Raw genomic sequence first — 19,001 nt, forward strand, 5'->3', positions numbered from 1 at the left:
CGTCGGCCCGCACGGGCCACCCCTCCGGTTGACCGGTGGCGGCCGCTCCCCGAGCGGTCGGGCGCCGTGCTGCCCCTCGACTCAGGCGAGGGACCCGACGATCTCGACGAGCAGTCGCAGGTTGAGGACTGTGAGCGCTGCGGTGGCAGCCCATCCGAGGGCGGCGACCACCCGCCGGTTGGCGAAACGCTCACCCATGATCTTCTTCGAGGACGTGAACCACACCAGCGGCACCATGGAGATCGGCAGTGCGACGCACAGGAACACCTGGGAGTTGACGAGGAGGGCCTCCAGGGCGCCCTCGTCGCCCCCGTAGATGACCGTGAAGACCACCACCGGGATCACTGCGATGAGGCGGGTGAGCACCCGACGGAACCAGAGGGGCACCCGCAGGCGGATGAAGCCCTCCATGACCACCTGGCCGGTCAACGTGCCGGTGATCGTCGAGTTCTGTCCGGAGGCGAGCAGGGCAACGGCGAAGAGCGTGGAGAGCACCGGACTCGCCACTGCACCTGCCAGCTCGTTGTCCTGGAGGGCGTCGTAGAGGGAACCGAAGGTCGTCAGCTCACCGGGCGTCCCGAAGAAGAGCGCCGCGCCGAGCACCAGCAGGAGACAGTTGATGACGAAGGCGGCCGAGAGCTGGAGGTTCGAGTCCCACGTCGCGAAGCGCACCGCCCGTGCCTTGCCGGCCTCGTCGGCGCGGTCATAGGCACGCGACTGGACGATGGCGGAGTGCAGGTAGAGGTTGTGGGGCATCACCGTGGCGCCCACGATGCCGAGCGCCATGTGGAGTTCGGACGGCTGGAGGATCTGCGTCGAGGGGAGGAAACCCGCGGCGACCTGTCCCATGTCGGGGGAGGCGATCCACACCTCGTATACGAAGACCACCATGATCGTGAGGATCAGTGTCGCCACGATCGCCTCGATCTTCCGGAACCCGATGCGCATGAGCAGGAGCAGCAGGAACACGTCGAAGACGGTGAGGACCACGCCCGTGAGGAGTGACATGCCGAAGAGCAGGTGGAGGGCGATCGCCGCGCCGATGACCTCGGCGACGTCGGTGGCCATGATCGCCAGCTCCGCGACGACCCACAGGACGATCCCCGTGCGCCTCCCCGTGCGCGCACGGGTCGCCTGGGCGAGGTCCATGCCGGTGACGATGCCGAGCTTGGCCGCCATGTACTGGAGGAGCATGGCCACCAGGCTGGACACCAGGATGACGCTCAGCAGTGAGTAACCGAACTTGGCTCCACCACCGATCGAGGTCACCCAGTTGCCCGGGTCCATGTAGCCGACGGCGATGAGGGCCCCGGGGCCGGAGAAGCGCGCGAGGGTCCGCAGGAACCCCGCGTCCTCCGGGGGGACCTCGACGGTGCCGTTGATCTCCTGCAGGGACGGGCCGTTGGCGGGGCGGATCAGGCCCGGACCGCGGTCCCGCGTTGCTCCGGTCCCCCATGTGGCCTGGACTGTCATGGCCCCCCTCATACCGGTGCTGATGGCTCCATGAATGTTCTACCACACGAATGCAGGTTTTCGTAGACCCGAACTTTTTTCTGTGAGACACTCCCCTCCACCGGCCCCGACCGCCGGGCCTCAGTCCCTGCGGGTGCCTTCCCCCTGGGAGGTGGCGGTCGGGCTCGCGACCACCGCCTGCTGCACGACGTAGGGCTGTTGGTCGACCCCCGCGGCGAGGGCCTCCGCGGCGGGGATCATCGACACCCCACCGATGGCGACGAGCATCGCCCAGGCCGCCCCCAACCGGATCGCATGCCACCTCTGCCGGGGTCCCCTGACACGCTGCCCTCCGGCCTCTCCCCCTCCCGCACCCGTCCCCGCACCAGCGGTGCGCACCCGGTTCGCGTCGTGGATCTCCATGATCGTTCCCTCCTCGTCACCCGTCGTGTCCATGGACCCACCGTCCTCCGGCGTCCTGTCCTCCTGCTGTGGGACAGCTGTCCTCCCCGTCAGGGGTTCTCCGCGATGGAACGCGCAACCCGCGGACGGTCCGCCCGCCTCTGGCGTCGAGGTCGGAACCGGGAAAGGATGGGGGCATGGAGCACACACGAGAGAACTCCCTCCCCGACACCGCACCGGCGACGGTCGTGGCGGTCAACCTCTCCGGCGACCAGGTCGGGGGCGGGTGGGGACGGGCCCACACCGTCGCACTCGCCACCATCGCCCGGGGCACGATCGTGTCATGGGAGGAGGTCGAGGTCGGGTGGGACGTCTCGCACGACACCGCGGGTTCTGAGGGGGCCCACCACGCGGACATCGTCCGCTTCCTCCGCGACCACGGTGTCCGCGCGGTGGTCACCGGGCACATGGGGCCGCCGATGGCCCGGACGCTGCACAAGCTCCACGTCCTCCCACTCGTCAATGCGACCGGGGACGCCCGCGATGCCGCCCTCGCGGGAGCTGCGTTCGTCGCGGAGCACGAGGGCGGGGACGGGGAGTCCACGCCCGGGTCCTGAGGCAGCGGACAGCTGTCGGGACCGTCCACGCCACGGTCCGCACGGCACGCGCGCCGGTACCGGGAGCGCGGACGCACGCCTTCGGGGCGCGCTGGCACGGTGTCACCTGACCGGTGGGTGACCACCGGCGGGACCGCCCATGGTGATCGGCACCACACCTGCCTACCATGGGGACGACGGCGGCCGGGAAACTCGGCAGGAACCTGTCGGACGGTCACCGAGGGAAGAGGGCAATGATGGACATGATGTCATCCCCGATGATGGCCATGCTCGACAAGGAGATGCCCGGCATGGACATGATGATGATGCAGCAGTGCCTGGAGTCGTGCACCGCCTGCGAACAGTCCTGCACGATGTGCGCGGACATGTGCGCCTCCTCCGGCATGGAGGACATGGCGAAGTGCATGGCCATGTGCATGAACTGCGCGGACATGTGTCACGCCACGATGCGCATGATGATGCGCCCCTCCGGCATGGACTCCATGATCATGATGAAGATGCTCGAGACCTGCATGATGATGGCGCGCGCCTGCGCCGAGGAGTGCATGAAGCACGACGAGATGGAACACATGAAGGCCTGCGCGCAGGTCTGCATGGATTGCGCGAAGGCCTGCGAGTCCATGATGGGCTCGATGAAGATGATGATGGCCGAGTGACCCCCAGGTCAGCGACCCACACGATCCCGTGATGCGTGCCCCGTCCTGGCAGGGAGACGGGGCACCCCGGGGCTGACGCCCCGGGTGTCGCGGTTCCTCGCGGTCACGCAGCCCCAGTGGCGGCGTCGAGGGACCGGACGCTCACGAGTCGACCCGGCAGGGCGAGCACCCCGTATGCCTCCTGCAGGGCCACGGGCTCGCCCGGTCGGACGGCCTCCGAGAGGTCCGCGTGGTTCCACAGGTGGTGGACCCGACCGGTGAACGCCTCGACGACCTCGAGGCAACCGTCCTCGCTCACGGAGCGGACGAGGGCATCGACCCAACGACTCGGCATCGCGGAGGCAGCGCGCGCCCGAATGGCGTGCAGCTCGTGCCCGGGAGCGGTGCACTCGCACGTGACACCGCACAGGCTCCGGCCGATGGCTGCGGTCCGTGTGTCGTCCATGCCGACCAAACTAGGTCCGACGCAACGGGGCGCCAACCGGTGGTCGGCCAACGGTCGAATGTAACAGGATGCGCCGGTCGGTGGACACGATCCCTCCGGCACGCGGTGGGCCGGGGTGGTGTCCCGGCCGCGACCCCCTTCAGCGTGTCAGCGTGCCGGTGTGATCCTCACCGTGGCGATCTGGAAGGGCCTGAGCTCCACCTCGACCCCCTCGGTGCCCTCCACCCAGCTGACCTCCGCGGGTCGGGGCCCGTCGCATCCGGGTGGGGGTTCGCTCCCGTCGGGGACCCGCCCGTCGTGCGCGTCCGGTGCCGTGGTGGCGGGCGGACGTTCGCACCCGTCCACGGCCCGGACCACCTCTGCCGGGAAGCCGAGCTCCACCCCGGTCCGCCCTCGTCGGCCCAGGGACTCGTAGAGGCGCACGACGACGTCCCCCGACCCGTCCTCGGCCATCTTGACCGCCTCGATGACGCCACTGCCCCCCGAGGTCCGCACGAGGGCGGGCACACCGTGGGCCCCGGTCACGGTGCGGAGGGGCAGGTTCATGCGGTAGCCCTCGCACACGGCGTCCTCGGTGGAGGCACCCACGACGAGACTGGTGCGGATGACGTGGTGCCCCTGGTCCGCGTCCGGGTCCGGCGCCGTGGGGGCGCGCAGGAGGGACTCCCCGACCTCCACGAAGGGACCGTCGGGACCGTGCAGGCGTCTGAAGGAGTGTCCGTAGGTCTCCGCATTCCCCACCGCCACCCCGTAGTCCCCCTCGGCGACCCTCACCCACCGCAGTGCCACGGTCTCGAAACGTGCCACGTCCCAGGAGGTGTTCGTGTGTATGGGCCGAGTGACGTGCCCGAACTGGACCTCTGACTGCGCGTGGTCGGCCAGCAGGGCCAGGGGGAACTCCAGCTTGAGCATCCTGTGGCGTTCGTGCCAGTCGACCTCGGTGGTGACGTCGACACGCCTCGATCCCGCACCCAGGCGCAGCTCCTGGGTGAAGCTGCTGGCGCCGTGGGAGCGGAGGACACGCACGAGGGCGTCGTCCCCGTCCACACGGACCTCGACGGAGACAGCCCGGGTGAGGATCTCCCCGGAGTCGACATCGGCGAGGTCCGTGTTCCAGGCGTCCCAGTCGGATGGGATGTCCCGGCGCAGGTGGAGACGCGCCAGGGTCTCCCCGGCCGGCACCAGCTCACGGCCCGCGGCCAGGTCCACCAGTGAGGTCACCAGGCCGTCGGCGTCCACGACCAGACGGAGGACGCCGTTGTCCACCACGGTGGTGCCCCCCGGCCCCCGCGCGACAGTGGGCGCAGCAGTCGGGATGGCGACGGACTCCGTGGCGGAGGCCGGGCTGGGTGCGGGCACGGGATCGGCAGCGGGACTCGTGGTTGCCCCTGTCACCGACCCCGGGGGCACCGCGTCGACGGCGAAGGGCCCGGAGTTCACGAGGAGGCGCTCCCCGCCCCCGCCGGTCAGGGCGGCCAGGCTTGAGGAGATCAGGTCCTCGAGGTCCGACTCCAGTCGCGCGTACATCTCCTCGGCCTCGCGGTGGACCCACGAGATGGAGGAGCCGGGCAGGATGTCGTGGAACTGGAGGAGCAGCAGCGTGCGCCAGTCCTCGTGCAGTCGCCCGTGGGGGTAGGGGACGCCGCAGCGGACGGTGGCGGTGGTGGCCCACAGCTCCGCCTCGCGCAGGAGGTGCTCCCCCCGCCTGTTCCCGCGCTTGGTGCGGTGCTGCGAGGTGAGCACGCCGCGGTGGTTCTCCAGGTAGAGCTCCCCGACCCACGTCGGGGCCGCGGGTACCTCTTGGGTCGCCTCCGCGAGCGCCTCGGTGAAGAACGCACCGGGGGTGGACAGGCGCACGTGCGGCACCCCTTCGAGGTCGGCCTGCCGGTGGGCACGCTCGACCTGCTCGCGCGTGGGGCCGCCGCCGCCGTCACCCCAGCCGAACGGCGCCAGGGAGACGGTCGCACGTCCACCCTGCCGCAGCTGGGACTGCGCGCGGTCCATCTCGGCGGGGGTGAGCTGGGAGTTGTAGGTGTCGACCGGGGGGAAGTGGGTGAACAAGCGGGTCCCGTCGATGCCCTCCCACCAGAAGGTGTGGTGGGGGAAGGTGTTCGTGTCGTTCCACGACATCTTCTGGGTCAGCATCCACCCACGCCCCATGTGGTGGGCGATGCCCGGCAGGTTCGCGCTGTAGCCGAAGGAGTCGGGCAGCCACACCCCCTCCGTGTCCGTGCCGAACTCCTCACGGAAGAAGCGCATGCCCTCCAGGAACTGGCGCACGAAGGCCTCACCACCGACCATGTACGGGTCCGACTCCACCCACTGCCCGCCGACGGGGATCCACCGGCCCTCGACCACCCGCTGCCTGATGCGCTCCAGGACGTCGGGGTGGTCCTCCTCCAGCCACTGGTACTGCTGTGCCGAGGACGCGGCGAAACAGACGGTCGGGTCCGTGTCCATGAGGTCCAGCGCGTTGGAGAAGGAGCGCGCCACCTTGCGTCGTGTCTCCCGCAGGGGCCACAGCCAGGCGGAGTCGATGTGGGCATGGCCCACGGCGTGCACGGTGTGTGCGGAGGCGTCCGCGGCCCGCTCGAGGGCGGGACGCAGGAGTGCCCTCGCCGCAGGGGCACTGGCCGCCACGTCATCGGGATCGACGGCGTCCATGGCCCGTGAGAGCGCGAGGAGGATGCCGTCGTGACGCGGCCGGGAGGGGTCGACGACACCGAGCACACCGCGCAGGACGTCGATGTCGGCGAGCAGCCCCTCGACCTCGGTGTCGCGCAGGCGCAGCTCCACGGGACCGAGGCGGTACAGCGGCGCGTCCCCCGCCGTCGCCGGGTCCCCGAGGGGGCTCGGGGTGGTCCAGTCGTACCCCATGACATCCGGGTTCGAGGCGGCCTCGACCCAGTACTCGAAGGATCCGTCCGCAGCGACCTCCGGACGCAGACGGTGGTTGAGCGGTTCGAGGCCGCGCACCACGGTGCCGTCCACCCGGTAGACGGTACCCTCGGCCTGGAACCCCGGTTCGGAGGTGGTGAGCCGAGGTCAATGACCAGTTGGGGGATGCCCCGGGGGGCGAGGTCGGCCCAGTCCGACGGGACCGTCCCGGTGAGGTGGAACCACGTCGTGCCCCACGGGTGGGACCACTGCTCACCGGGTGCGGTGGCCGAGAAGTGGTGCGCGACCGCCTCGGGGAAGGGCAGTGGCTCCCCGGGCGCCTCCCAGGCTGCGAGTGCGATCGCAGTGGGCCGGGACTCCAGCGCCGGTCGGAGCCACTGGCGCTCCAGACGATCGAGACGGGCGAGGACCTGGGCGGTGGGGCCGACGGTCATGTGGGACTCCTGCTGGTGCGGTGGGGGTCGCTCGCCGACCCTCGACCATCTTCACCCGTTCCGCCCCCCGGGGCGCACCGCGACGGGGCGTGGCGTCGCCTTCTCCGTCCGCACCCTTCCGCGGGCCGGACGCGGGGTGTCCCTGCACATCCTCCCACCGGTGCCGGGGATGCGGCCGTCCTGGGTCCCCTGCTCCCGGGGCCCCACAGGGGAGGGTACATCGCTGCAGGTCAAGGCCCTGGAGACGGGACGGGCCCACGCGGGTCCGGCGGCCTGCCTGCCGCGTGACGGAAGTCCCCTCCAGCTGCGGGTGGGGGTGGCCACACTTGTGTCATGGACATCCCTGACACAGTCCCGCGGGGATGGGGAGACCGCGCCCCCATCCGTGTGAGTTCGCTCGAGTGGCCGCTCGGGCGCTGGATCCCCTGCAGCACCGTCACCGAGATCCGCGAGGTCCTCGGGACACTGCTCACACCGGATGAGCTGCTCCTCTTCCGGCTGGGTCCCGAGGACCGGGGCCACTACGTCTACCGCGAGCCGACCGACGGGATGGTCTACGTCGAACGGCGCGGCTCGCCGGCCACCCGCTCCCGCAACTGCCCCGTGGTCAACGTCCGACGCCACGCCCGCTGCACCGACGAGCTGGTCCTCCCCCGCACCGTCATGGCACGGCGCTTCCACGAGGTCCTGGACTTCTGGCTGAGCGATGCCGAGGTCGCCCTCGTCTTCGAGCACCTGGGGCGCGAGGGCGAGTACCCGGTGGGGTTCCGGACCGGGGCACCCGTGGTCTTCGCCATTCCGGGATGCGCCTGACGTGCCCCCGTCGGTGACGGGAGGGTGACGGCGGCAAGCCCACTGCAGCGCCCCGCCGCCCCGGACCCGGGCGTGCAGGCGGGGGATGTGAGGAAGCCCCCGCCCCGGCACGGCGGCCGTGGGCGGGGGGACGAGGTCGGTCCGGCGCGTCCCGGTACAGGGGGCCCGACGCGTCCCAGTCCCGGCGCTGGACGCCCTCCACGTCCCAGTCCCGGCGCTGGACGCCCTCCACGTCTCAGTCCAGGGCGCCTGCCACGTCCCGGTCAACGGCACCCGGCGTCGCCAGGACGCGGGCCTCCCAGGGCGCCAGTGACCCCCCGCCGTCGCCCGCGCCGTTGGACAGCACGAGTTCCCCGGCGCCCGGGACTGGGTCACCGAGGGCCCACACCGGGGTGAGTCGCTCCGAGGAGAGGTTGACGATGACCAGCACCGACTCCTCCCCCAGCGCCCGCCGGTAGGCGAAGATGGCGGGATCACCTGCGTCCAGGCGTTCGAAGTCACCCAGGGCGATGACCTCGCTGGCGTGGCGCAGCGCGATGAGGGCCCGGTAGTGCTCGAACACGGATCCCTCGACACCCACCTGGGCTGCGGCATTGATGCTGGCCGCATTCGGGTTGACCTCGATCCACGGAGTGCCGGCTGTGAACCCTGCCTCGGGGCCGTCACTCCACTGCACAGGGGTGCGGGCGTTGTCGCGGCTGATGACCGACATCCCGGCCAGGACCTCCGTCGGGTCCTCGCCCAGGGCCGTGCGTTCCGCGTAGTAGTTGACGGCCTCGACGTCGCGGTAGTCGTCGATCCTGGTGAGGGGGGCGTTCGTCATGCCCAGCTCCTCACCCTGGTAGACGTAGGGCGTCCCGCGCAGGAGGTGCAGGGCCGTGGCCAGGGCCGTGGCCGACTCGCGCCAGTGGTCGCGGTCGTCGCCGAAGCGTGACACGGGGCGGGGCTGGTCGTGGTTGCCCAGGTAGAGGCTGTTCCACCCGTGCTCGGCCAGACCTTCCTGCCACTTGGTGAGGCTCGCGGCAAGCGCGCCCCGCTCCAGGGGTACCGGACGGTACTTGAGCTCGCCGTGGTCCAGGTCGACGTGCTCGAACTGGAACACCATGTCGAGCTCGCGGCGGGCGGGATCCGTGACCAACCGCGCCTGGTCGATCGTGGCACCGGGGGCCTCGCCCACGGTCATGAAGCCGTGGCGGCCGTCGAAGACCTCGCGGTGCATCTCCTGGAGGAACTCGTGCAGGCGCGGACCGAAGGCGTAGAAGGGGAACCCGTCGCCGAAGAGCTCACTGGGGTGCACCTCACCGTCGGGCAGACCCGGGACCTTCGAGATGAGGTTGATGACGTCCATGCGGAACCCGTCCACCCCACGGTCCAGCCACCACCGCATCATCTCGTGGACGGCGGCGCGCACCTCGGGGTTCTCCCAGTTGAGGTCGGGCTGCTTGCGGTGGAAGAGGTGCAGGTAGTACTCCCCGGTCGCCTCGTCGAGGTCCCACGCCGGTCCTGAGAAGAACGAGCCCCAGTTGTTGGGCTCCGCACCCGGTTCGCCCGCGACCGTGCCGGGTCGGGCAGGACGCCAGATGTACCAGTCCCGCTTGGGGTTGTCGAGGCTGGAACGGGACTCCTGGAACCAGGCGTGCTCGTCCGAGGTGTGGTTGACCACCAGGTCCATGACCACCCGGATCCCACGGGAGTGTGCCTGCTCGAGCAGCTCGTCGAAGTCGTCGAGGGTGCCGAACAGGGGGTCGATGTCGCGGTAGTCGCTGATGTCGTAGCCGTTGTCCGCCTGGGGGGAACGGTAGATCGGCGACAGCCACACCACGTCGACACCGAGGGTCTCGAGGTGGTCGAGATGGTCGATCACTCCCCGGAGGTCCCCGTAGCCGTCAGCGTCGGAGTCGGCGAAGCTGCGCGGGTAGACCTGGTAGACCACCGCCTGCTTCCACCAGTCATCGGAGGTGGCGAGGGGGGACGTCGTCCGCAGCTGGAGCTGTTGGCTCATCGGAGAGCTTCCTTCCGGGGAGAGACGGTGCATCGGTTCTGTGTCGGGATCACTTGATCGCACCGATGTTGATGCCACGCATCAGAGTGCGCTGGAAGATCAGGAAGAACACGAGTGCTGGCAGGATACCTGCGAGGGACGCCGCTGCGAGTGCGGTCGGGTCGGACGTGTACTGCCCGCTCAGTGCGCCCAGCGCCACCGAGACCGTCTGGTTCTTCGCCGAGGGGAGCAGGATCATCGGCAGGAAGAAGTCGTTCCAGGTCCAGATGAAGAAGAACGTGACCAGGACTGCCAGGGTGGGCCGCGTCAGGGGCAGCACGATGTCGCGCAGCAACTGCCAGCGTCCGGCCCCGTCCAGGCGTGCGGCCTCGAGGACCTCCTTGGGGAAGGTTCCCAGCACGGAGGAGAGCATGTAGGTCCCGAACGCGCTCTGGAGGACGGCGAGGATGATGACCACGCCCCAGATCGAGTCGTAGAGGCCCGTGTCCCGGGAGATCTTGAACAGCGGGTAGACGAGGGCCTCCTGGGGGATCGTGAAGGCGACCATGAAGACCGCCAGGATCCACACACGCCCCTTGATGCGCCCGATGCCGATCGCGAAGGCGCTGAACAGGGACAGTGCCACGGCGATGAAGGCGACCCCACCGGAGATGATCACGGAGTTCAGGAGCTTCCGGTTGAAGTCGATGCTCACCCAGAAGTTGGCCAGGGCCGAGAAGTCCAGGCGGCTGGGCAGTGAGAGGGGGCCGTTGTGGATGTAGTCGTCGGCGGGCTTGAAGCCGTTGATCAGCGCGATCCACAGGGGGAAGACCATCAGCAGTGCCAGCGCGCAGGTCATGACCAGCACGACCCAGCCGCTCACCCTCCGCTTCGAGCGGCCACCTCGGGCACGTGGGGGACGCCCTCGTGAGGGGGTCGTGGTCGGGGGAACAGTTGCCTCAGCGGCGCTCATCGTCGAACCCTTCCGTGGTGCGGGTCTGGTAGCGCAGCAGGGCGACGGCGATGATCGTCACGAGGACGGCGAGCACCGTGGCCACTGCGGCGCCGTACCCGACGCGGGTTGTGGTGAAGAAGTTGGAGTACGAGAAGTAGGAGGGGACCATCGTGGAGGTCCCGGGACCACCCTTGGTGAGGATGAAGATCGGGGCGAACACCTTCAGGGCTGCGACTGAGGTCGTGATGAGGACGACGGAGATCTCGGGCCGGAGCTGGTCCAGGGTGATGTGGCGGAAGCGTTGCCACCAGTTCGCGCCGTCCAGTTCGGCAGCCTCGTACAGGGCCGGGTCGACGCGGGAGAGGCCGGCCATGAAGAGGACCACGGTGTAGCCGATCTGGAGCCAGACAAGCACGTTCATCACGGCGTAGATCGCCAGGTTGGAGTCACCCAACCAGTTGTTGCGCAGACCGTCGAGGCCGATGTTCGACAGGATCGTGTTGATGACCCCGTACTCGGGCTGGTACATCCACTTCCAGAGCACTCCGGCCACGGCGATGGGGAGGATCTGGGGCAGGTAGATGATCGCTCGCAGGGTGCTGGTCACCTTCGACCCGAACTTCGGGGCGATGAAGTCGAAGAGGACCGCAGCGACGAGCACACCGATGGCGGTGGGCAGGAGGGCCATCGCCACGATGAAGAAGAGCGAGTTCTTGAAGGAGATCCAGAACGTGGCGTCGCCCATGAGCTTGACGTAGTTGCCGAGACCGATGAAGGTCGGCGTCCCCACCCCGCTCCAGTCGGTGAGGCTGTAGAAGATGTTCATGCCGAAGGGCAGCATCACCACCAGGAAGAAGCCGATGGCACCGGGGAGCAGGTAGAGCCAGTACCCTGCCTGGGGTTCGGTCATGGATCCGTTGTGTCGACGCGGTCTCACTGCGTGGGGCGAGGTCATGGGAAGTCCTTAGACGGGTGGTGCCGCGCACGGTGGCGCGGCACCACCCGGGTTCAGTGGACGGAAGGGTCAGTTCTGCGGCTTGCCCGCGTCGTACGCGGTCTTGATCGCGTCGACGGCGCTCGCCGGGTCCGTGGTCCCCTGGACCAGGGACGAGGACTGCGCGAGGAGCACGTCGTAGAGGCCGGCGACCGGCCAGTCGGCGTACCAGGCGAGGGCGCCGCCGTCTCCGGACAGCAACTCGTTGAAGCGGGTGGTCACGAGCTGTCCGACCGGATCCGTGATGGCATCCGCGTCGGCGTTCACGGGGACTCCACCCATGTTCCCGAGCTCGTTCTGGATCTCGGGACGCAAGGTGATGTCGATGAAGTCGTAGGCCAGCTGCTTGTTGTCGGCCTTGGACGGCACGACCCAGATGTTGCCACCGGACCCGGGGTGCAGGTCGGTTCCGGGGAGCAGCACCTGGCTCCACTTGAAGTCCTTGATGTCTGCAGCGAACGTGCCGGCCCACCACGTCCCGGAGTAGAAGAGCGGGTACTTCCCGGCCTCGAAGGCGTTGCCGGAGTCCTGGGCGGAGATGCCGGTGGAGTCCTTGCTGATGTAGCCCTTGTCCACCCACTCCTGATAGGTGGTGGCCGCCTTGGTCCATGCGTCCCAGTCGGGCTCGCCGGTGAACTGCTGGTAGGCGGACCAGGAGTCCTGGTTCATGTTCGCCAGGGCGAGTGCGTACAGCAGGTGGGGTCCCGGGTAGTCATTGGATCCCAGGGCGAGCGGCGTGATGCCGTTGTCCTTGAAGGTCTGCATGACCTTCTCCAGCTCGTCGAGCGTCGTGGGGACCTGGAGGTCGTACTTGGCCAGCTCGTCCTCGTTGTAGAAGAGGCCGACGTACTCGCCGTAGTTCGTCACGCCGTAGCGCTGGCCGGATCCCATGATCCCGTCCTGGTACAGGCCCACGTCCTGGGCCGAGTTGTCCAGGTCCCAGCCCTTCTCCGTGGCGACATCGGTGAGATCGGTCAGCAGACCGGCCTTCGAGACGACACCCGCAGTGGCGTTGCCCTTGAGGTACTCCAGGACGTCCGGGGCGTCGTTGGAGTCGAGGATCAGCTGGGCGGACTGCTGCATCTGCTCGTAGGTCTTGAGCTCGAACTGGACCTCGACACCGGGGTGCTCGGCCTTGAAGGTCTCGATGGCCTTGTTCCACGTCTGCGAGAGGGCGCTGGAATCGTCCTCCCACCACCACACCTTGAGCGTCTTGCCGTCCTCGGCGCCGCTGGCACCCGAGGAGGCGCTGCCTCCACCTCCACAGGCAGTGAGGGCCAGTGCCGCGGTCAGAGCCCCAGCAGCGACTGCCACCATGCGTCTGCGCATGTCGTTCTCCTCTGGTTCGACTTCCTTGTCGTCCGTCCCTCGGGCTCCCCGGCCGTGCATGCCCACGTCCGCCGGTCGCCGTCGATCGAGACTCAGTTTTTTCCGTACAGACATTAAGCACCGGGGAATCTGGCTCTGTCAAGTTCCGTCATGGTAACGATTCGGGCAGGATGTCGGCGTCGTCACGTCTTCCGTTCCGGTAGTATTGGCGCACCAGTTGCTCATGGAGGAGGGATGATGACGGACCCTGCCTCCCCGTGGTCCCCGTTGGCCGACTCGGAACGACGAGTCGTGTTGGAGCTGCTGGTGCACGGCCCCCTCGCGCGCACCGAACTGGCGGACCGGCTCCGCCTCTCGGCCCCCAGCCTCACGCGCCTGACGCGTCCGCTCCTCACCGCCGGCATCATCGGGGATGCGCTCGACGCACCGACCCACACCGGGGGACGGCCTCTCCAACCCCTCGCTGTCGACCCCGACCTCCAGCACTTCGTCGGCATCAAGCTCACGGGATCCCAGATCCACGGGGTGCTCACCAACCTGCGCGCCGACATCGAGACCTCGACCGTGGAGGACATCGAGGACCGGAGCCCGGAGGCGGTCACCACCCAGCTCTCGGACGTGGTCACCCGGCTCACGCGGACCACGTCGCCCGCCGCGGTCGGGATCGGCCTGGGCGGCGTGGTGCGCGACTCGACGCTGGTCCACCGCGCTCCGTTCCTCCTGTGGCACGACGTCGACCTGGGGGAGATGGTGAGCCGAGCGACGGGTCTCCCCTGCATCATCTCCAACGACCTCGACGCCCTCATGGAGGCCGAGCACTGGTTCGGGGACGGTCGCGACGTCCGCAGCTTCGCCACCCTGACCATCGGGGCCGGCGTCGGGGGCGGCCTGATCATCCACGACCGGCTCGTCACGGGTACGGACTCCGGAATCGGCCTCCTCGGGCACTTCCCACTGGATCCCTTCGGCCCCGCATGCCCGGACGGTCACCGGGGGTGCGCGATGGCCATGCTCACCTCCGAGTCGATGCGCGCCCAGGCGATGATGCTCCTGGGACGCCCTGTCGGGTACGAGGACCTCCTCGACATGGCACAACTGGGGGACCCGGTCGTCGACCAGGTCGTCGGACGTTCTGCGCACGCACTCGGCGTCCTCATCGCCGCCGTCGCGAACATCGCCCAACCCGAGCGGATCATCCTCACGGGTGAGGGCATCAGACTGGCCCACGTGGGCCGCCACCGCATGGAGGAGGCCATCCGCCAGTCCCGCGATCCGCTCGCCTCGGACCTCGACCTGCGCATCATCGACGAGGACCCGTTCCTGTGGGCGCGCGGTGCCGCCGCGGTGGCGATCCAGCGCACCGTCCTCGAGGGCCTGGCTCCCGAGTGAGGACGGGTGTGGCCGGGCGCGGTGACCCGCCCGCGGGGGAAGGGGTGGGGCCCCGCCCTCGTCCCCGTCTCATCCCAGGAGCGCCTCCAGGACGGTGAGCACCCCCTGCTCGGTGTTCGCAGGTGCCCGGTACCGGGCGGCCGCCAGGACGTCGGGGTGGGCGTTGGCCATCGCGAACGACAACTCCGCCTCTGCGAGCATGCCGAGGTCGTTGGGGTAGTCACCGAAGACCACGGTTTGCGCGCGCGAGACCCCCAGATCCGTCTGGAGCCACCGCAACGCCGTGCCCTTGTCGACACCGGGAGCCATCACGTCCACCCAGTGCTCCCCCGAGACCACCACCTGGTGGGAGCCGGACAGGAACGCGAGCGCCGGGGCGACGGAGTCCTCCACGTCGGAGAAGTCGTGGACGGCGATCTTGACGGCCGGCTCGTCCAGGGCCAACAGGTCGGGCACCGGGGTGATCGAGTGGTAGTAGGGCCGGGCCGCCCCGAGGAAGTGCTCGTCGGTGCGCTCGACCCAGGCGGTCATCGCCCCGGCGCGGACCAGGCCGACGTCCTCCCCGCCGGAGGCCAGCTCGCGAACGGTCCGCACGACGGAGGCCCCGCCCTCGTCGTCGAGTGGACTGGAGGACAGGAGGCGCCCGTCGCGCACCACGACCGCGCCGTTCTCGGCGATGAAGGTCATCCCGGTCGCGGCCCGGGCGAAGGTGTCCCTCAGGGTGGCGTACTGGCGTCCGCTCGCCGGGACGAATGCGATGCCCCGGGCGGAGAGGCGCTCCAGGAGGGGCCACAGACCCTCGGGGACCCTCCCTTCGCCGTCGAGCAGGGTGCCGTCCATGTCGGCGACGACGAGTCGGACGTCCGGGCGGTCGGGCAGTTCGTTGGTCTGGTCCACGTACCCGATTGTGCCTGACCCGGTCGGCCGGGTCGATGCCCCGGGCGGGTCGGGGCGGCAGGGACGGACCGGTCGGTACCCTTCCCGGCCCCGTGCACCACCCCCCACCGCGCCGACGCCGCGACCTCCGCCGGAACCCCCGGGTCCGCTCTGGTGGGGGACCGGGGCGGACCTCACGGGCCGAACTGAGCGGATCTCACGGGCCGAACTGAGCGGACCTCGAGGGTGGAAGTGAGCGGACCTCGGCGGGGTCAGGGGCGGGGGCGGGAGGCGCGCACCTCCGCGACCATCGCCTCGACGCGGTCCTCCGCCAGGGGGACCATCGGGAAGGAGACCACCTGCCCCAGGCGCATGCCACCGAGCATCTCCAGCAGGCTCATCGCCCCGTGGTCGGGGGTCCCCTCGCCGCCGGCCACCCCGTGGGAGCTCCCCTCGGCGCTCACCCCGCCGCTCCCCCCGGGGCCGTCCGCCCCGGCGCCGGCGTCCTGCGTGCCCGCCGTCCCGGTCCCACCGGCCAGGACCTCCCGCAGGAGCGGGCCACCGACCGGGTCGGCCATCCACTCGTCGAAGGTCGAGTCCCGGTCCAGTTCGGTCCTCACCTCGTCACCGACCACCTCGATGCTGCCGGCCAGACGGATGTCCCTGCTCGAGGCGCCGACCTCCACGACCCAGTCCCCGCCCTCCACCACCCAGCGGTGCACACGGTCGTCCCAGTGGGCCAGGTCCGGGCGCGGGACCCGCACCTCCACCTCGACACGCTCCCCCGCAGGCACCTCGATGCTGGCGAATGCGCGCAGTTCCCGCGGGGGCCGGGACACCGAGGATGCCGCCGGGTCGGCGTAGACCTGTGCGACCTCCCGCCCGTCGCGGGTGCCGGTGTTGGTGATGCCCAGGTGCACCACCAGCGCACCGTCCCCGGCATCCCCGTCGGTCCCGGCAGCCCCGCCCTCCCCGGCACTCCCGCCCTCCCACCTCAGCGCCAGGGAGTCGTACTCGAAGGTCGTGTAGGACAGCCCGTGGCCGAAGGGGAAGGCGACGTCCAGTCCGCGCCCGTCGTACCAGCGGTACCCGACGTGGATGCCCTCGCCGTAGCGGACGTGGTCGTGCTCGCCGGGGAAGTTCAGGTGGGCGGGGGTGTCCTCCAGTCGCAGGGGGAGCGTCTCGGTCAGGCGCGCGGAGGGGTTGACGGAGCCCAGGAGCACATCGGCCACGGCCGCTCCCCCGGCCTGACCGAGCAACCACCCCTCGACGAGGGCGGGAACCCCGTCCGACCAGGGGGACAGCCGCACCGCCGACCCGTTGGAGAGCACGACCACGGTGCGGGGGTTGGCCTCCAGCACCCGCCGGAGGAGACCGACCTGCACCAGCGGCAGGTCGATGGTGGTGCGGTCGTAGCCCTCCGACTCCTCCCGGTCCGACAGGCCCAGGAAGACCACGGCGACGTCGGCCCGCGAGGCCGCCTCCACGGCCTCGGCGACCAGCGCCTCGTCCTCCTCCCCGTCCAGACGGAACCCGGGGGCGAAGAGCACCTCGCCCGAGGTGTCCGCCCTCAGTGCGTCGAGCGCGTCCTCCATGCGGGTGGGCACGATCTGCGAGGAGCCCGCGCCCTGGAAACGCGGGGTGCGGGCGAACTCCCCGATCACCGCCAGGCGCGCCGACGGGTCCAGGGGCAGCAGGTCACCCTCGTTGCGCAGCAGGACGATCCCGCGTCCCGCCACCTCACGGGCCAGGGCGTGGTGGGCGTCGGCGTCGTAGCGGGCGGTCGGGTCCAGGTGGTCGGCCGAACGGAACACCAACTCGAGCAGGCGCCTCACGGAGGCGTCGACCAGGTCCTCCGGGACCTCCCCGCTGCGCACCGCGGCGACGACCTCGCCGGGCCCGACCTCGCCCGTGGAGGGCATCTCCAGGTCGAGGCCCGCACGCAGGGAGCGCACCCGGTCGAGCACGGCCGTCCAGTCGGAGACCACGACCCCCTCGAACCCCCACTGACCGCGCAGCAGCTCCGTGAGCAGGAGGTGGTTCTCCGAGGCGAAGGTCCCGTTCACCCGGTTGTAGGAGCACATGACGGTCCAGGGCTGCTCCGTGCGCACGATGTGCTCGAAGGCACGCAGGTAGGTCTCGTGGAGCGGCCGCTCGTCGACGTCCGCGGAGACCGAGTTGCGACGCGTCTCCTGGTTGTTGGCCGCGAAGTGCTTGAGCGAGGCACCCACACCCGTCGACTGGATGCCACGCACCCATGCAGCGCCCATGACACCCGCGACCAGCGGGTCCTCGGAGTAGTACTCGAAGTTGCGTCCGCACAGGGGGGATCGCTTGATGTTGACACCGGGGCCGAGGACCACCGAGACCTGTTCCTGGAGCGCCTCCGCCCCGATGGCGGCGCCGACACGTTCGACGAGCGTGGGGTCCATGGAGGCCCCGAGTGCGACGGGGGGCGGGAAGGCGGTGGCCGGCACGGAGTCCCCGATGCCGAGGTGGTCGGAGGCGTCCTCGGCCTGCTTGCGCAGTCCGTAGGGTCCGTCCGTCATCATCACGGCGGGGACGCCGGCGTGGTCGACGGCGGCCGTGTGCCAGAAGTCCGCGCCGGTCAGCAGGTGGGCCTTCTCCTCGAGGGACAGGGCCGCCAGGGCCTCGTCGATGCGGTCGTGGGGCGTGGATCCTGTGGTCATCGGTGACCCTTCCGTCGTGGGTGGTGGGTGGTGGGGAGGTCGGGGTGGGCGGGTTCAGGGATGGGCGTCCCAGAAGTCGACGAGGGCGGCCGCGAGCGCGACCGGGTTCTCCAACTGGGCGGAGTGCTGGGCATGCGGGATGACGGTGTGGAGGGCGCCGAGGCCTTCGGCCTCCGGTGGGTACCACTCCGGAGGCCACACCGGGTCCTCCGCCCCGTGGACCAGGTGCACCGGGACACCGGTGGCCAGGAGACGGTCCGTGGTGTCCGGGTAGGTGGTGAGGATCCGGGCGATGCCCACCAGGGAGTCGTCCGAGGTGGCCTCCACCCGCTGGCGCAGCATCTCCAGTCGCGGATCGGCCTGGGGCACGGTGGGCATGTCGGGGTGCAGCGACCGTCGCAGGATCCGGTGGCCCAGGGGACCGTGCGGGAGCACGGCGAGGAGTGCCGGGGGGACGACCCCCTCCACCGCGCGCGGTCCCGAGGAGAAGAGGGTGAGCGTCCGGAAGGGGGCGGGGTCCTCGATCACGGTGGCGCGGGCGACGACCCCGCCGAAGCTGTGGCCCAGCAGGTGCAGGGGGACGTCCGGCACGGCCACCGTGCGAGCGACGCCCAGGGCGTCGCCCACGAAGTCCCCCAGACGGTAGTGGCCCCGGCCCCGGGGTGCGGCGGAGTCGGCCTGTCCGCGCTGGGAGTACGCCAGGGTCGTGTAGCCACGTGCGGCCAGCCGGGGCAGGAAGTGGGTGAAGTCCTCCTTGGACCCGGTGAAACCGGGGATGACGAGGACGCGCCCCCTCTCGGCCCCACGGGCCGGGGCGAGGAGGGCGGTGAGCTCCCCGGCGGGGGAGCCGATCCCGACCACCTCCACGCCCGGTGGGACCGGATCGGGCCCGAAGGCGACGTGGGGGCGAAGGCCCTGCACCTGCGTGCCCGCCATGTCCACCTCCTGCGCCGGTTCCCTCCTCGGATTCTAGGTGGGGGCCCGCCGAGGCGCGGGAGATGCGGGGAGATGAGGGGACTGCACGGGCGTTCACACGCCGACCCTCTATTGCAATTCATTCTCATTAATAA

At 70.0% G+C, this 19,001-nt stretch carries 15 protein-coding genes; 4 read left to right on the plus strand and 11 right to left on the minus strand.

Annotation, left to right across the window (positions count from 1 at the left end):
• Positions 1-81: 81 nt before the first annotated feature.
• Together TA90_RS03330 and TA90_RS03335 are read right to left on the minus strand one after the other, a co-directional pair.
• The gene (locus tag TA90_RS03330; protein WP_052450442.1) at positions 82-1,473 is read right to left on the minus strand and encodes an Nramp family divalent metal transporter; all 1,392 of its coding nucleotides are present in this window, start codon (positions 1,471-1,473) and stop codon (positions 82-84) included.
• A gap of 120 nt (positions 1,474-1,593) precedes the next feature.
• Positions 1,594-1,908: a hypothetical protein gene (locus tag TA90_RS03335; RefSeq protein ID WP_043534608.1), complete on the minus strand. Its 315-nt coding sequence runs from the start codon at positions 1,906-1,908 to the stop codon at positions 1,594-1,596.
• A 143-nt stretch (positions 1,909-2,051) separates the two neighbouring features.
• On the opposite strand from TA90_RS03335, the gene TA90_RS03340 reads away from it, so the two are divergent.
• Positions 2,052-2,471 carry a NifB/NifX family molybdenum-iron cluster-binding protein gene (locus TA90_RS03340; RefSeq protein WP_082031347.1) on the plus strand — a complete coding sequence of 140 codons (420 nt, stop codon included), beginning with the start codon at positions 2,052-2,054 and terminating at the stop codon, positions 2,469-2,471.
• A 233-nt stretch (positions 2,472-2,704) separates the two neighbouring features.
• A complete protein-coding gene (locus tag TA90_RS14505; protein WP_052450443.1) occupies positions 2,705-3,127 on the plus strand; it encodes a four-helix bundle copper-binding protein in 423 nt (140 codons plus the stop codon).
• Positions 3,128-3,230: 103 nt separating this feature from the next.
• On the opposite strand, the gene TA90_RS03350 is transcribed toward TA90_RS14505, so the two are convergent.
• Together TA90_RS03350 and TA90_RS03355 are read right to left on the minus strand one after the other, a co-directional pair.
• Positions 3,231-3,572 carry a hypothetical protein gene (locus TA90_RS03350; RefSeq protein ID WP_052450444.1) on the minus strand — a complete coding sequence of 114 codons (342 nt, stop codon included), beginning with the start codon at positions 3,570-3,572 and terminating at the stop codon, positions 3,231-3,233.
• A 147-nt stretch (positions 3,573-3,719) separates the two neighbouring features.
• Positions 3,720-6,563 carry an alpha-mannosidase gene (locus TA90_RS03355; protein WP_197067829.1) on the minus strand — a complete coding sequence of 948 codons (2,844 nt, stop codon included), beginning with the start codon at positions 6,561-6,563 and terminating at the stop codon, positions 3,720-3,722.
• Positions 6,564-7,237: 674 nt separating this feature from the next.
• Here TA90_RS03355 and TA90_RS03365 point away from each other — a divergent pair.
• Entirely contained in the window at positions 7,238-7,717 is a 480-nt protein-coding gene (locus TA90_RS03365) for a hypothetical protein (protein WP_147513349.1), read from the plus strand.
• A gap of 235 nt (positions 7,718-7,952) precedes the next feature.
• Here the strand turns inward: TA90_RS03365 and TA90_RS03370 are convergent, their stop codons facing one another.
• The 4 genes from TA90_RS03370 to TA90_RS03385 form a co-directional block, all read right to left on the minus strand.
• Positions 7,953-9,719: an alpha-glucosidase gene (locus TA90_RS03370; RefSeq protein ID WP_052450445.1), complete on the minus strand. Its 1,767-nt coding sequence runs from the start codon at positions 9,717-9,719 to the stop codon at positions 7,953-7,955.
• Positions 9,720-9,768: 49 nt separating this feature from the next.
• A complete protein-coding gene (locus TA90_RS03375) occupies positions 9,769-10,581 on the minus strand; it encodes a carbohydrate ABC transporter permease (protein WP_043534611.1) in 813 nt (270 codons plus the stop codon).
• A 76-nt stretch (positions 10,582-10,657) separates the two neighbouring features.
• On the minus strand, positions 10,658-11,563 hold the full coding sequence (locus TA90_RS03380; protein ID WP_231550644.1) for a carbohydrate ABC transporter permease: 906 nt from the start codon (positions 11,561-11,563) through the stop codon (positions 10,658-10,660).
• 114 nt (positions 11,564-11,677) lie between these two features.
• Positions 11,678-12,976, minus strand: a complete 1,299-nt coding sequence (locus TA90_RS03385) for an ABC transporter substrate-binding protein (RefSeq protein ID WP_043534613.1) — start codon at positions 12,974-12,976, stop codon at positions 11,678-11,680.
• A 234-nt stretch (positions 12,977-13,210) separates the two neighbouring features.
• On the opposite strand from TA90_RS03385, the gene TA90_RS03390 reads away from it, so the two are divergent.
• Positions 13,211-14,365, plus strand: coding sequence for an ROK family transcriptional regulator (locus TA90_RS03390; protein WP_052450446.1), 1,155 nt, complete (start codon positions 13,211-13,213; stop codon positions 14,363-14,365).
• 69 nt (positions 14,366-14,434) lie between these two features.
• On the opposite strand, the gene TA90_RS03395 is transcribed toward TA90_RS03390, so the two are convergent.
• From TA90_RS03395 to TA90_RS03405, 3 genes are all read right to left on the minus strand, one after another.
• Positions 14,435-15,262 (minus strand): Cof-type HAD-IIB family hydrolase, encoded by an 828-nt coding sequence (locus TA90_RS03395; RefSeq protein ID WP_269419944.1) that lies wholly within the window; start codon positions 15,260-15,262, stop codon positions 14,435-14,437.
• Positions 15,263-15,513: 251 nt separating this feature from the next.
• Positions 15,514-17,931 carry a glycoside hydrolase family 3 C-terminal domain-containing protein gene (locus TA90_RS03400; RefSeq protein ID WP_052450447.1) on the minus strand — a complete coding sequence of 806 codons (2,418 nt, stop codon included), beginning with the start codon at positions 17,929-17,931 and terminating at the stop codon, positions 15,514-15,516.
• 54 nt (positions 17,932-17,985) lie between these two features.
• Complete coding sequence (locus TA90_RS03405; protein WP_052450448.1) at positions 17,986-18,867, minus strand: alpha/beta fold hydrolase; 882 nt, start codon at positions 18,865-18,867, stop codon at positions 17,986-17,988.
• Positions 18,868-19,001 lie beyond the last annotated feature (134 nt).

The sequence above is a fragment of the Actinomyces polynesiensis genome, from assembly GCF_000820725.1.
GTDB lineage: Bacteria > Actinomycetota > Actinomycetes > Actinomycetales > Actinomycetaceae > Pauljensenia > Pauljensenia polynesiensis.

What these genes read in the sequence shown, in the direction of transcription:
- TA90_RS03405 (WP_052450448.1), bottom strand. Translation starts at nt 18,867, where the DNA reads ATGGCGGGCACGCAGGTGCAGGGCCTTCGCCCCCACGTCGCCTTCGGG.
- TA90_RS03330 (WP_052450442.1), bottom strand. Translation starts at nt 1,473, where the DNA reads ATGACAGTCCAGGCCACATGGGGGACCGGAGCAACGCGGGACCGCGGT.
- TA90_RS03335 (WP_043534608.1), bottom strand. Translation starts at nt 1,908, where the DNA reads ATGGACACGACGGGTGACGAGGAGGGAACGATCATGGAGATCCACGAC.
- TA90_RS14505 (WP_052450443.1), top strand. Translation starts at nt 2,705, where the DNA reads ATGATGGACATGATGTCATCCCCGATGATGGCCATGCTCGACAAGGAG.
- TA90_RS03370 (WP_052450445.1), bottom strand. Translation starts at nt 9,719, where the DNA reads ATGAGCCAACAGCTCCAGCTGCGGACGACGTCCCCCCTCGCCACCTCC.
- TA90_RS03365 (WP_147513349.1), top strand. Translation starts at nt 7,238, where the DNA reads ATGGACATCCCTGACACAGTCCCGCGGGGATGGGGAGACCGCGCCCCC.
- TA90_RS03385 (WP_043534613.1), bottom strand. Translation starts at nt 12,976, where the DNA reads ATGCGCAGACGCATGGTGGCAGTCGCTGCTGGGGCTCTGACCGCGGCA.
- TA90_RS03400 (WP_052450447.1), bottom strand. Translation starts at nt 17,931, where the DNA reads ATGACCACAGGATCCACGCCCCACGACCGCATCGACGAGGCCCTGGCG.
- TA90_RS03350 (WP_052450444.1), bottom strand. Translation starts at nt 3,572, where the DNA reads ATGGACGACACACGGACCGCAGCCATCGGCCGGAGCCTGTGCGGTGTC.
- TA90_RS03340 (WP_082031347.1), top strand. Translation starts at nt 2,052, where the DNA reads ATGGAGCACACACGAGAGAACTCCCTCCCCGACACCGCACCGGCGACG.
- TA90_RS03390 (WP_052450446.1), top strand. Translation starts at nt 13,211, where the DNA reads ATGATGACGGACCCTGCCTCCCCGTGGTCCCCGTTGGCCGACTCGGAA.
- TA90_RS03380 (WP_231550644.1), bottom strand. Translation starts at nt 11,563, where the DNA reads ATGACCGAACCCCAGGCAGGGTACTGGCTCTACCTGCTCCCCGGTGCC.